This is a genomic window from Streptomyces sp. DH10, assembly GCF_029813805.1.
Lineage (GTDB): Bacteria > Actinomycetota > Actinomycetes > Streptomycetales > Streptomycetaceae > Streptomyces > Streptomyces coeruleofuscus.
Genome location: NZ_JARVKU010000001.1, coordinates 479,673 through 492,239, shown reverse-complemented (window position 1 = coordinate 492,239; position 12,567 = coordinate 479,673). Strand labels below are relative to the sequence as shown.

At 72.5% G+C, this 12,567-nt stretch carries 10 protein-coding genes and 1 pseudogene; 5 read left to right on the top strand and 6 right to left on the bottom strand.

The features are described 5' to 3' along the window. Positions 1-77: 77 nt before the first annotated feature. Positions 78-1,589: an MFS transporter gene (locus tag QC385_RS02090; protein WP_279539497.1), complete on the top strand. Its 1,512-nt coding sequence runs from the start codon at positions 78-80 to the stop codon at positions 1,587-1,589. Between the two features lie 104 nt (positions 1,590-1,693). Here QC385_RS02090 and QC385_RS02085 read toward each other — a convergent pair whose 3' ends face one another. Further along, positions 1,694-2,206: an ATP-binding protein gene (locus tag QC385_RS02085; RefSeq protein WP_279539496.1), complete on the bottom strand. Its 513-nt coding sequence runs from the start codon at positions 2,204-2,206 to the stop codon at positions 1,694-1,696. A gap of 244 nt (positions 2,207-2,450) precedes the next feature. Between QC385_RS02085 and QC385_RS02080 the strand changes: the two genes are divergently transcribed. After that, positions 2,451-4,193 carry a SpoIIE family protein phosphatase gene (locus QC385_RS02080; protein WP_279539495.1) on the top strand — a complete coding sequence of 581 codons (1,743 nt, stop codon included), beginning with the start codon at positions 2,451-2,453 and terminating at the stop codon, positions 4,191-4,193. 15 nt (positions 4,194-4,208) lie between these two features. On the opposite strand, the gene QC385_RS02075 is transcribed toward QC385_RS02080, so the two are convergent. Then, complete coding sequence (locus QC385_RS02075) at positions 4,209-5,246, bottom strand: zinc-dependent alcohol dehydrogenase (RefSeq protein ID WP_279539494.1); 1,038 nt, start codon at positions 5,244-5,246, stop codon at positions 4,209-4,211. Positions 5,247-5,347: 101 nt separating this feature from the next. Continuing rightward, complete coding sequence (locus QC385_RS02070; protein ID WP_279539493.1) at positions 5,348-6,559, bottom strand: cytochrome P450; 1,212 nt, start codon at positions 6,557-6,559, stop codon at positions 5,348-5,350. Between the two features lie 127 nt (positions 6,560-6,686). Between QC385_RS02070 and QC385_RS02065 the strand changes: the two genes are divergently transcribed. Next, positions 6,687-7,355, top strand: a complete 669-nt coding sequence (locus QC385_RS02065; RefSeq protein WP_279539492.1) for a TetR/AcrR family transcriptional regulator — start codon at positions 6,687-6,689, stop codon at positions 7,353-7,355. Between the two features lie 15 nt (positions 7,356-7,370). Here the strand turns inward: QC385_RS02065 and QC385_RS02060 are convergent, their stop codons facing one another. The 3 genes from QC385_RS02060 to QC385_RS02050 all read right to left on the bottom strand — a co-directional run bounded on the left by QC385_RS02060 (position 7,371) and on the right by QC385_RS02050 (position 9,678). After that, positions 7,371-8,030 carry an FMN-binding negative transcriptional regulator gene (locus tag QC385_RS02060; RefSeq protein ID WP_279539491.1) on the bottom strand — a complete coding sequence of 220 codons (660 nt, stop codon included), beginning with the start codon at positions 8,028-8,030 and terminating at the stop codon, positions 7,371-7,373. Between the two features lie 39 nt (positions 8,031-8,069). After that, positions 8,070-8,777 carry a B3/B4 domain-containing protein gene (locus tag QC385_RS02055; protein WP_279539490.1) on the bottom strand — a complete coding sequence of 236 codons (708 nt, stop codon included), beginning with the start codon at positions 8,775-8,777 and terminating at the stop codon, positions 8,070-8,072. 64 nt (positions 8,778-8,841) lie between these two features. Then, positions 8,842-9,678: a DMT family transporter gene (locus QC385_RS02050; protein ID WP_279539489.1), complete on the bottom strand. Its 837-nt coding sequence runs from the start codon at positions 9,676-9,678 to the stop codon at positions 8,842-8,844. 117 nt (positions 9,679-9,795) lie between these two features. On the opposite strand from QC385_RS02050, the gene QC385_RS02045 reads away from it, so the two are divergent. Beyond that, on the top strand, positions 9,796-10,380 hold the full coding sequence (locus tag QC385_RS02045; protein WP_279539488.1) for a helix-turn-helix domain-containing protein: 585 nt from the start codon (positions 9,796-9,798) through the stop codon (positions 10,378-10,380). A 278-nt stretch (positions 10,381-10,658) separates the two neighbouring features. Beyond that, positions 10,659-12,544 (top strand): annotated as a pseudogene (locus QC385_RS02040) (ATP-binding cassette domain-containing protein). Positions 12,545-12,567 lie beyond the last annotated feature (23 nt).

The following is a 12,567-nucleotide window of genomic DNA, read 5'->3' as shown; positions in this document are numbered from 1 at the left end:
CCCCGGAGGGGGAACTTGGTTCGCCGGTGCACACCTGGGATGCCTACCCGGGTGCCTGCCTGGCGAGAGGAGCCCATGTGACAGCGTCGGCGGCGGGCGACCGGAACCAGGGCGCGCGGGAGGCCGGGTACGAGCCGGATCCGCACCGGTGGCGGGCCCTGTGGGTCACCCTCGTGGCCGGCTTCATGAGCCTGCTGGACGTGTCGATCGTGGCGGTCGCCCTGCCCTCCGTCCAGCGCGGCCTGGACGCCTCTCCCGCGCAGGTGCAGTGGGTGGTGTCCGGGTACGCCCTCGCCTTCGCCCTCGCGCTCGTCACCGCCGGCCGTCTCGGAGACGCGCTGGACCGGCGCCGCATCTTCCTGCTGGCCCTCAGCGGCTTCGTGGTCTTCAGCGCGGCCTGCGGGGCGGCCCCCAGCATCACGCTGCTGGTGGTGGCCCGCCTCGCCCAGGGCCTGGCGGCCGGCTTCATGGCTCCCCAGAACTCCGCGCTCATCCAGCAGATGTTCCGCGGTGCCGAACGCGGACGCGCCTTCGGCTTCTTCGGCGCCACCGTCGGCATATCGTCCGCCGTCGGCCCTCTCGCGGGCGGGCTGATCCTCGCCCTGGCCGCCGGCGACCAGGGCTGGCGGTGGATCTTCTACGTCAACGTGCCCATCGGCATCCTCGCCGTCCTCCTCGGCCGCCGCCTGCTGCCCCGCACCCGGCGGACCGGCCGGCAGCACGTGGACCTGCCCGGCGTCGTGCTCCTCGGCCTCGGTGTCCTCGCGTTGATGTACCCGCTGGTCCAGGCGGGCTCCGGCGGCCTCGGCGGACTGTGGTGGATGTTCCCCGCCGGTGCTGCGATCCTCTTCGGCTTCAGCCGCTGGCAGCGCCGCCTCGTCGAGCGGGACACCCAGCCGCTGCTCGATCCGCGCCTGTTCACCACCGTGCGCGGCTACGCCGTCGGCGCCGGCGTCGGCACCCTCTACTTCATCGGCTTCAGCGGCGTCTGGCTGGTCTTCGCGCTCTTCTACCAGGACGGCCTGGGCTTCTCCCCCCTCCGCTCCGGCCTCGCCGTGACCCCCTTCGCCCTCGGCTCGGCCTGTGCGGCCGCGGTCGCCGGCCGGCTGGTGGACCGGCTCGGCCGCATCCTCACCGTGGGCGGCCTCACGGCCGTGATCGCCGGGCTGGGCGGCACCGCGCTGCTGCTCCGCTTCGCGCCCCTCGACATCGCGCCCTGGGCCGCCGCCCCGGTGCTGTTCCTGGGCGGCCTCGGCAGCGGCTGTGTGATCTCACCCAACATCACCATGACGCTGCGCGACGTGCCCGTGCACATGGCGGGCGCGGCGGGCGGCGCCCTTCAGACCGGGCAGCGGCTCGGCGCCGCGGTGGGAACCGCGGCCCTGCCCGGCCTCTTCTACCTGGTGCTCGGCAGCGGCGACGACTACCGCGGCGCCCTCGCCATCGCACTGGGCGCCGGTCTCCTCGGCATGCTGGCGTCCCTGGCCCTCGCGACGTCCGACTGGAGACGCGACCGGCGCTCGCGCCAGCGGCACGGGAAGTGCCCGGAGGATGTCGCCAACAGCCCCGTACACGCCCGGCAGAACTGATTCCGCGACGCGCCCACGACGTACGGACTCCGTCGCGCGCCCACGGGGTACGGACTCCGTCGGCTGCGTACCGGGACAGGGGCAGGACAGGACCCGGACCAGGATCAGCCGGCGGCCAGCACGGTCCTCCCGGCACCGGCCCCCGCACCGGCGCTCGCGTGGTCGTGCGGGGCCAGCCGCAGATAGGCGGTGATCTGCTTTCCCCTGGCGCGGCGTGCCACGGCGACCCGTTCGCTGACCGTGTGCACCAGGCGCAGTCCGTGGCCGCCGACGCGGAACCGGTCACCCTGGCGCACCGTGGGCTGCTCCGCCGAGGTGTCCCGCACGGTGATGGCCAGCCGTCCCCGGAGCAGTCGCAGGATCAGCTCGCAGGGTCCGGGAGCATGCCGGATCGCGTTCGTGATCAGTTCGCTGACGACGAGTTCGGCGTCCACGGCCAGAGAGGCCGGAATCGTGGCGGGGGCGGTGTTCCGGCCATGGGCGAGGAAGGCGCGCAGGGCCAGACGCGCGTCGACGGCGCTTGCCGCGCCGTCGCCCCAGGCCGCGCCGAAGCGCAGCGTGGCGTGGTCGTCCGCGCCCGGTCGATCTGCCGCCTGCTTCCCAAGCGGGAGGACCATACGGATGCTCTTTCGTTGTGTTCGCCCCTGCCGGGGTTGCTCTGTCGCTCTGCGTTTACCCGGGTGCGCTCGACACATACCAGGACAACCACCAGGCGTTCCCGGCAGGCTGCTTCCAGCGGTGGCAGCCACGGGGGGCTGGTTTCGGTGCCACGGGGCACACGGGGATGCAACACAGCAGGGCATCCCACAGTGGAAGGGCCGACAGTCGGCAGGGGCGGCCGAACAGCGAGGAGGCGACGACATGGCAGGGCCGGAGCATACGGAGACCGCCGCACAGCGGTCCGTGGCCGTACTCGACACCTCGCTGACCCGAAGGCTGGACGCCATCGGAACCGGGGCCTACGTCGTCGACGAGGAGGGCCGTATCCTCGCGGTCAACACCCGTGCCCGGGACGTACTGGGCCGGTCCACCGAGGACCTGATCGGTCATGACGCGCACGACCTGCTGCACCGGGACGCCCACGGGCGACCGCTGCCAACGAGCCGGTGCGGAATGCGGCAGGCCTTCCACGCCGGGCGGACCGCCCAGGCCGATGAGGACTACTTCGCACGCGGAGACGGTGCGCTGCTGCCCATCTCCTGGCTGATCACCCCGTACGACATCGGCGACGACGGAGCCGGCACGCTCGTGCTGTTCCACACCGTCGAACACGCGCCGGAAACCAGCCCGCAGCCCCAGCCGACGGGCAGGCCGCTGTCCGAGCTGGAGCGACTGGCTCTGCTGGCCGACGCCACCACGCGGCTGACCTCCACGCTCGATGTCGACGAGGCGCTGGACCGCCTGGTGAACCTGGTCGTGCCCCGGCTGGCGGACTGGGTGATCGTGGATCTGATCACCGAGCACGACGAAGTCTGGCGTACCGAAGTCGTCCACGCCGACGGCGGCGCCCTGGTGCGCCGGGACGATCTCCAGGGCCCGATGCCGCCCGTCCCGGAGGCGTCCCCGATGCCCCTGTCCAGAGCCCTGCGCGGGGTGGCCTCCACGGTGGCCGGGCCCGGCACCTACCAGCGCGAACCGGATTCGGGCATCGCGGTCGAGCAGCGCCGGCTGTTCGACGTCACGGGGATGCACTCGGCGGCCATCGCGCCCATCCGCAGCACACGCGCTGTCCTCGGGGCCCTGACCCTCGGCCGGGCCGAGGACCCGGTCCCCTTCACTCCGGCCGATCTCCCGCTGGTCGAGGACATCGCCCGCCGGGCCGGCCTCGCCCTGGACAACGCCCGCCTGTACCAGCGCCAGCGCAAGGTCGCCGAGACCATGCAGAGCCACCTGCTGCCCCAGATGCCGGGAGTTCCGGGCCTCCAGATGACCGTCCGCTACCTGCCCGCACCCGACGCCTCGCAGGTCGGCGGCGACTGGTACGACGCCTTCCCCATGTCCGACGGGTCCACCGCCCTGGCCGTCGGGGACGTCGTCGGGCACGACCTGGAGGCGGCGGCCGGCATGGCGCAGGTGCGCAACATGCTCCGCGCCTACGCCTGGTCCCAGCACGAACCCCCCAGCCGGATCGTCACACGGCTCGACGAGGCGCTCCAGCACATCACGGACGTCGACATGGCCACGCTGATCTTCGCCCGGATCGAGTCGGCGGACGACGACGGCCGGTGGCAGCTCTCCTGGACCAACGCGGGCCACCCGCCACCCCTGCTGATCAGCCGCGACGGGCTGGCGCGCTACCTGACCGACGGACACGGCATCGTCCTGGGCGCCGGAGCCGCCACCCCGCGCCCCGACGCCACCACCTTGCTCCCGCCCGGATCCACCCTCGTGCTGTACACCGACGGCCTGATCGAAGCACCCGGCCACAGCCTCGACGAGGGCCTGGAACGGCTGAGCCGGCACGCCGCCGCCCTCGCCCACCGCCCCCTGCCCTCCTTCACCGACCACCTGCTGCGCCGCGTCCGCCCCGCCGACAACGAGGACGACGTCGCCCTCCTGGCCCTGCGCACACCCGCCGCCAGGGCACCGGCCGCCGGTCGGTGACGCGACGGCGGACCCTCAGGGTTCGACGTGGATCTTGGGGCCGGGCCCCGAACCGGCCGGGCGCTCGCCGGCGAGGACGGGACCCACCTCGTCCAGGCCCACGGTGGCGGCGACGAGCGGCCTGGGGTCGACCCATCCGGCGGCGTACGCCCGGATGGTGGCGTCGAGGCCCAGGGAGGCGGACAGGACACCGGTCGCGGTCACGTCCTTGAGGACGAGTGCGCGGGTGTCGATCCTGCTGGGCTCGCCGGCCAGCCCGATGTACACGAGGCGGCCCCCCGGTTCGACCAGGTCCAGGGCCATGTCCGGCAGCCGGGCGGCGTTCGAGGCGTCGACGGCCGCGTCGAAGGGCACGTCCGGCAGGGAACCCTCCGTCCACACGTGCTCGAAGCCCAGGGAGCGGGCGAAGGCGAGGGAGCTGTCGGTGGCGCCCATGAGGTGCACCTCGGCACCGGACGCGCGCAGGAACATCGCCACCAGCAGCCCGATCGTCCCCGGGCCCAGGACCAGGGCGCGGTCCCCGGGCGCCGGCGCGGCGGCCCGGGCGGCGCGCAGGGCGTTGCCGCCGGGCTCGACCAGAGCGCCGAGCACGGCGTCGACGGAATCGGGCAGGGCGTGCAACGAGGAGGCGGGTACGGCGAGTTGCTCCGCCAGCGCGCCGGGCACACCCCCGCGTATGCCGACCTCCCTGCGCTGCTCGCACACGTGCTGACGGCCGCGCCGGCACCGGCGGCAGGAGCCGCAGCCGAGCATGGTGTCACCCATGACACGGCGGCCGAGCCAGGCGGGATCGACACCGTCTCCGACCGCCGCCACCCGCCCGGCCCACTCGTGGCCCGGCCGCATCGGGTACGTGGAGTGGCCTTGGTGGAGATAGGCCATCGCGCCGGTGAAGAACTCCGCGTCCGTGCCGCACACACCGACCCGCTCGACATCGACGACGACCTCGGCGGGTCCGGCCACCGGCGCCGGAAGCTCCTGGACCTCGTACGCGCCGGCGTCACCGGCTTCGCCGGCCCCCGGCGCGGCTGGGAACGGCTCTACGTCGACCACGTCCTCCAGGCCGACACCGGAGCCGACCTCGACTTCCTCGTCGGTTCCAGCGGCTCCGAGGTGACCCGTGAGTCGCACTGACACCAGATCACCTCGGGGGGTCACCACGTCACCGGCAGCTCCGTGACGCCGCCGGTGAGGGTGGTGCGCACCTCCAGTTCGTCCAGTTCCTTGGCGAGCCGCAGACCGGGCAGGCGGCGGGCCAGCGTGGCGAACACGATGCGCAGCTCCACCCGGGCCAGGCTCGCGCCGATGCAGAAGTGCACGCCGTGGCCGAAACCGAGGTGGGTGCGTTCGGGGCGGTCGGGGTCGAAGGTCTCGGCGTCGGTGTAGACGGAGGAGTCGCGGTTGGCGGAGTTGACCGACAGGATCACGGCGTCGCCGCGCCGGATGGTGACACCGGCGACGTCGACGTCGGTGTGCGCGTACCGCAGCAGCCCGAGGTCGCCGGGCGCGCCCAGGCGCATGATCTCCTCGACGGTGGCGTTGACCCGGCCGTCGGGGTCGGCGGTGAGTGCCTGCCACTGGTCGAGACGCGTCAGCAGGAAGAGCGTGCCCAGGCCGATGCGGTTGACCGTGGTCTCGTGGCCGGCGAACAGCAGCCCGACGCAGAGCTGGATCATGTCGGCGTAGTCGTAGTCCTCGTCGGCGCTCTGCGCGTGGACGAGGTCGGAGATCACGTCCTCGCCCGGCTGTGCTCGCTTGGTCTCGGCGAGAGAGGTCATGTACTCGTTGAACCCGTCCCGCGCCCGGTGGGCTTCGCCGCCGATGGCGTAGTCGGACATACGCTCCGACAGCGAGGCGAAGCGCTCACGGTCGCTCTCGGGCACCCCGAGCAGCCGGCAGATGACGGCGACCGGCAGCGGGAAGGCCAGCCCGGCCTGGAGGTCGACGACCCGGTCGGGGGCGGCGGCGTGCTCGGTGATCAGCCGGTCGACGCACGTGTCGACCAGGTGCTGGACGTGGTCGGAGAGCATCCGCATCCGCTTGGCCGAGAACGCCGGGGTCAGCAGCCGGCGCATCCGCGTGTGGTCGGCCTCCTCGGTGGCGTAGTTGCCCGTAGGGCCGTCCATGACTGCGGCGGACGTCAGGCGCGACGCCCGTTCCGGCTCCGGGTGGGAGCGGCCGAGTCGTTTGTCGCCGAGCAGGTCGCGCACCTCCTCGAAGCGGGTGACCAGCCAGGCGGGGTCCCCGGCCGGTGTGGTGACCGGCGTGACCGGCGCCTCGCGGCGCAGTACGTCGTACAGAGGCGCGAGGTCGAGGACGTTCGGCCTCGGGAAGGGCAGTTGCTGTCGCTCGGCGGTAACGCTCATGGCGCTCCTCCTGTGATCTCCGCATGCGATCTTCGAGCCGCCCCGACCGTAGCAGTTTGTTGGCAGTAACTGTCATTAAAGTTTCGGTCAGTCGTCTCCCCTGTCGTGTGCGTGTTTAGATCGCCTGATGGAGGACCTCATGGTGGACAGCGGTCGTACACCCCGCCGGGGCCGGCCGAAGGTGAGCGACGAGCAACGCGGGCGGCAACGCCTCGGCATCTCCCGCCACGCGGTCCGGCTGTTCGCCGAGCAGGGCGTGGCCGCCACCTCGGGTGAGCAGATCGCGCGGGCCGCCGGGGTCTCCGAGCGCACGCTGTGGCGGTATTTCCCCACCAAGGAAAGCTGTGTCGAGCCGCTGCTGACGAAGATGCTCGACGCCTTCCGGACGGTGCTGCACGCCTGGCCGCCCGAAGCCGGCCTGATCGAGCACCTGCGCACGGCCTATCAGCCCGTCCTCGACTCCTCGTCCGGCGAGGACGTCGAGGCGGTTCTCGCCGTGGTCCGCATGACCCATGACGAACCCGCGCTGCGCGCGGCCTACCTCGTCCTCAGGGAGCGCGCGGAGGAGACGTTCACCGAGGTGCTCGCCGCACGCATGGGCATGCCGCCCGCGGCGTTCGAGGTGCGCGTGCAGGCCGCCGCCATGAACGCCGTGCTCAAGGTGGCGGCCGACGAGTTCGCCCGTGAGACGGCCGGCCGGGGCATCACCCCCGAGGTGCTGAACGATCACCGCGAACAACTCGCCCACGCGCTCGGCCTCGTCACCAGGAGACTCTCGGGCACGGACGTCGGCTGAGGAGCTCGTCGCGTTTCAGCGCTCTCGACGACCGGCCTCGGCGGCGTGCGGGGTGTGGGCGCGTACCGCTGCCGCGACCGCGGCGTCGTCGGCCCGGCCGCGCGCTTCGAGCCCCGCGACGACCCCCTCGATGTTGCTCCGCGGCTGGTTCTGGCTGAGCTTGAACTTGGCCTCGACGCGGCTGATGACCACCTCGACGCCGACGATGCCGCGCAGTTGCCGCTCGACGAACTCCGCCGGCGCCTGGTCGACGGACCAGGGCTCGGCGCGCCCGGCTTCGTGCCGGTCGGTCAGGCGGCGTATCCGGCTCTCGATCCAGGCCGGGTCGTCGTGCACGACCAACTGCCCGTACACGTGCGCGGTGATGTAGTTCCAGGTCGGCACCACCCGGTGGTGCGCCTCCTTGGCCGGGTACCACGACGGCGTCACATAGGCCTGGGGCCCGCGGACGATCACCATGGCCTCGCCCTGCACCGGTCGGCGCCACTGGTCGTTGCCGCGTGCCATGTGGCCGACGAGGGCGCCGTGTTCGCCGGCGTCCGGGTCGTACTCGAAAGGCAGCAGGGTGGCCACGAGGCCCTCGGAGGTCATGGTGATCAGGTCGGCCGCGCCGTAGTCGGCCAGCAGGTCACGGACCGCGGCCTCGTCGGGGACGAAGTGCTTGGGGAGGTACATGGGCGGCCTTTCGCGCGGACGGTGGTCCCGGACAGAAGCTCAGGCGGTGGCCCGGGGCTCGGCCGGGCTGAGGAAGTGCACGGCGGTCTGCGCGGCATGCGGGGCGAGCAGACCGCGCAACTCCTCCGCCGCGGTCTTGAGGTGGTCGCCGTCGTGCGTGGCGCGGAGGGTTTCGAGGACGAAGGCGACGTGCGTGGAGTCCTCGGTGACGCGGGTGCGGTGGGCGTCGCGGTGGTTCCAGTGGCGTGTCAGGACGCCGGTGGCGTCCACGTAGATGATCTCGCCGGGCTTGGGATGCTCGACGGTGCCGGGTTCGCCGAGCGGCGTGAAGGACTCGCTGCCGTCCGCGTGACGGATGGCGACGTCCCCGGTGACGTGGGTCAGGTCGAAGGCGCCGGCGGGCAGGCCGTGGCGGACGGAGACGGCGTTGTAGGAGTCGACGGCCGGGTTGATGCGCGGCAGTGTCCCCTTCTTGGCGAGGCGGCGGCCGAGCGCGTCGACGCTGGGGCGGATGCGGCGGGGGTTGGTGCCGAAGGAGCGGTAGGCGGTGTGCCAGGCCTCGATGCGCGGGTCGGTCTCGTCGGCGGGCTGCCAGGCGCCGTCGACGAGTCGCCGCTCCAGATCCTCCACGGCCGTGGCGGTGTGGGGCCAGGATTCGTGGCCGCGCAGGCCGGTGGCGGTGACCAGGGCGATGAGGGTGTCGGGGAAGGCGTCCGCGACGGCGGGGGTGAGGTGAAATGCGGGCATGGCGGGTTTGCCGTTTCTCGTGTCGGGGCGGGCCTTGATTCGGTGGTGCACAGTGCGGGGCCGCTCAGGTCAGGGCGAGCAGACCGACGGCGACGGCGGCGGTGCCGAGGCCGACGAGCTGGCCCCGGTGGATCCGTTCGGCGAGCACGCCGCGGGCCAGCAGGACCGTACCGGCCGGGTAGAGGGCGGTGATCACGGCGACGACGGCGAGGTCTCCGCTGCGAGCGGCCAGCAGGAACAGCAGGTTCGCCACGGAGTCCAGCACGCCCGCGGCCGCCGACAGGGCGTACGCGGGCCGCTCGGTGCCCAGCCTGCGGTGCATCAGCCCCGCCGCGGCCAGCGTCACGGCCGAGGAGACGGCCCGGCCGATGATCAGCGGCCCCACTCCGCTGTCGGACGGCGCCTGGTGCAGGCAGACCAGCTGAAGGGCGATGGCGGCGCCCGCGCCGAAGGCCAGCAGCAGCGCCGTGCGGGAGGGACGCGCCGAGCCCGCGCCGTGGCCGGCGCTGACCAGCACGACCGCCACCAGCGCGAGCGGCAGCCCCACCAGTCCCGCGGTGGCCAGGTGCTCGCCCTGCACCAGACCCACGCCGACGGGCAGTGCGGCCGACACCAGCGCGGTCACGGGCGACAGCACGTTCATCGGGCCGATCGCCAGCGTGCGGTAGAGCAGGGCGAACGCGGCGGCGGAGGCGACCCCGGACGCGGCACCCCAGCCGAGGGTGCCGGCGCCGAACGAGGCTCCGAGCACCGGCCACAACAACAGCTCGACCGCGAGGCTCGCCGGAGCCGCGATCATCACCGTGCGCAGCACATGGGCCTTGCGGGCGCCGAGGCCGCCGAGGAAGTCGGCGCATCCGTAGGCGAGCGAGCTGCCCAGGGCCAGCAGCAGAGCGATCACAGGACATCCCTTACCATTCAGTGGAACGACCAGACCGTACAACAGAACGACCGCCCGATGTCAACCAAACGACCGGACGGTACAGTCGAATGTTCCAGCTGCAAGGATGGTGATCAGGTGGCCGAGACAGCCGCAGCCCTGCGGACGGTCGCGCACAACGTCCGGGCGGCCCGCATCCGCGCGGGCCTCACGCTGGAGGAACTCAGCCGGCGCGCCCAGGTCAGCAAGGGCGCCCTGGTGGGACTGGAGAAAGCCCAGGGCAATCCCAACCTGGCCACCCTGGTCCGGCTGGCCGACACCCTCGGCATCTCGGTCTCCGCACTGATGCAGGGATCACCCGAAGGCCGCGTCCGCGTCGTGTCCGCCGAGGCCGTGGCCCCCCTGTGGACCGGAGAGCGGGGCGGCGAGGCCCGGCTGATGCTGACGACGTCGGGGCCGGCACCGGTCGAGGTCTGGCGCTGGCGGCTGGAACCGGACGAGGAGTACCCCAGCCACCCCCACCAGGCCGGAGTCGCGGAAACCGTCAGCGTCACCGCCGGCCGGATGACCCTGATCGTCGACGGTACCGAGCACACCGTCGAGGCGGGCCAGACCGCCACGTTCGACGGCGACACCCCGCACACCTATCGCGGCGCGGGCACGGAGACCTGCCACCTGATCATGACGGTCCACCTGCCGCCCGGCCCCGCCCCGGCGAGCTGACCCGCAGGGGCGGCCGGTCGCACTCGCGGTCCTGCGAGCCAGCCGGGCTCAGGGTCCGCGAACCCCATCCGTCACTGCGGTTTCAGACCTCGGCGATTCGGCCAACTCAAGCCGTCCGGGAGCGGCTTCAGGACCGTGCCCACCCGTTCGCGCCCTTGCCGTGTCTGGCGTCGAACGCGTCCGGAATCGATCGCGTTCGATTCCCGCGCCGCGTCGTTATGCCGTGCACCGCCGAGCCGACCCGGCGCGGCACGACCCGAGGAGCGATACAGGTGACCGTGACCGACGCCTCGACCGACAACGCGGAAGCACCACCCCCTCCACCCCCGGCCACCATCACCTTCGAGGGCAAGTTCGGCAAGAACCCGCTGGCAGACGCCGGCTTCACCGCCATGTGCCGACGCCTGCCCTCCGTGCTCGGGCGTACCGCCCGGATGGCCTGGGCCGTCGACAGAACCGGTGCCGTGCTGCTCCTCGCCTGCCAGCTGCTCACCGGCGCCGCGGCCGCCGTCGTCCTCGCGTTCACCGCACAGGCGATGACCCACCTCCTCGGCACCGGAACCGTGCCCGAACGCCTGCACGCCGCGCTGCCCGCCCTGACCGTCGTGACGACGGCCGCGGCCATCGGCCGGGTCAGCGGCGCCCTGTCCTCGTACGCCGACGGACGGATCACCCCGCGGCTGACGACCGAAGCGGACATCGCGCTGGTGACCGCCGTGTGCCGCGTGGAGTCGAGCGCCTACGGTGAGGACGGATTCGCCGACCGGCAGGAGGCCGCCGAGATCGGCGTCACCCGGACCCGGCTGATGGTGCAGGACGCCCAGCGGTTCATGTCCGCCCTCATCCGCATGATCGCCGCGAGCGGGGTCGTCACGACCCTGCACCCGCTGCTGCTTCCCCTGCTCCTGCTGGCCGTCCTGCCGGCCGGCGCCGGAGCCGTCCTGTCGGCACGCGTCGACTACGAGACCCACTACCTCAACCTCGGCGACCGCAACGTGCGCTCCATGATGCGCTGGTGGGCCACCTACTCCCGCTTCGGCGACGAGGTCCGCGCCAACGGCATGACCGGCTACCTCACCTACTGGTACCGCGCCCTGTCCGACCGGATCGACCGGCGCACCCTGACCGCCGCCCCGCGGATGCTGCGCATCACCCTCGGCACCAGCGCCCTGGGCGGGGCCTTCCTGCTGTGCACCTGGGCAGCGCTCGCCTGGCTGGCCGCCACCGGCCGCATCGCCCTGCCCGTCGCGGCCACCGCCGTGGTCGCCGTCCAGACCACACTGGCCGCGCTCTCCCAGTTCGTCATCCACGGCGCGGCGATGTTCCACACCTCGCTCTACCTCGCCGACATGCGGTCCTTCCTCGACATGGCAGGCGAACGGGCACCCAGGCGCGGGGACCTGGCCGTCCCGGACCGGGTGGACCGAATCCGCCTCGACGAGGTCGTCTACCAGTACCCCGGCAAGGAGGAACCCGCCGTCGCGGGCGTATCGCTCACGCTGCGGCGCGGCGAGATCCTGGCCGTCGTCGGCGAGAACGGCTCGGGCAAGTCGACCCTGATCAGACTCATCACCGGCATTCTGCTCGCCGACAAGGGCCGCGTTCTGTGGGACGACGTCGACCTGGCCCGAGCCGACCCCGACGCCGTGTGGAAACGCACCGCGCTCGTCCCGCAGAACTTCGCCGCCTGGCCGCTGCGCGCCCGTGAGAACATCACCCTCGGCCAGCCGCGGACGAACGACGACGGACCGGTGTGGGACGTCGTCGACGCCGTCGGCATGCGCGAGGCGATGGAGAAACTGCCCCAGCGGCTCGACACCCTTCTCGCCAAAGAACTCTGGGGCGGCGCCGAGTTGTCGGGCGGGCAGTGGCAACGCCTCGCGTGCGGCCGCGCGCTCTACAGGCAGACCCCGCTGCTGATCCTGGACGAACCGACCTCCCAGATGGACGCCCGTGGCGAGCACGCCGTCTTCCTGGAGATCAGACGGATCGCCGCCGAGCGCATGACGATCGTCGTCACCCACCAGCTCGAGAACACACGAAGCTCGCCGACCGCATCCTCGTCATGGACCAGGGCCGGGTCGTCGAACAGGGCACATACGAGGAACTGGCCCACGGCGGGGGGCTGTTCGCGGAACTCGTGGCCCTGTCCCAGGACCGGTGACGTACCACTCCACTCGCCTCGTC

What these genes read in the sequence shown, in the direction of transcription:
- QC385_RS02085 (WP_279539496.1), bottom strand. Translation starts at nt 2,206, where the DNA reads ATGGTCCTCCCGCTTGGGAAGCAGGCGGCAGATCGACCGGGCGCGGAC.
- QC385_RS02080 (WP_279539495.1), top strand. Translation starts at nt 2,451, where the DNA reads ATGGCAGGGCCGGAGCATACGGAGACCGCCGCACAGCGGTCCGTGGCC.
- QC385_RS02070 (WP_279539493.1), bottom strand. Translation starts at nt 6,559, where the DNA reads ATGAGCGTTACCGCCGAGCGACAGCAACTGCCCTTCCCGAGGCCGAAC.
- QC385_RS02065 (WP_279539492.1), top strand. Translation starts at nt 6,687, where the DNA reads ATGGAGGACCTCATGGTGGACAGCGGTCGTACACCCCGCCGGGGCCGG.
- QC385_RS02060 (WP_279539491.1), bottom strand. Translation starts at nt 8,030, where the DNA reads ATGTACCTCCCCAAGCACTTCGTCCCCGACGAGGCCGCGGTCCGTGAC.
- QC385_RS02055 (WP_279539490.1), bottom strand. Translation starts at nt 8,777, where the DNA reads ATGCCCGCATTTCACCTCACCCCCGCCGTCGCGGACGCCTTCCCCGAC.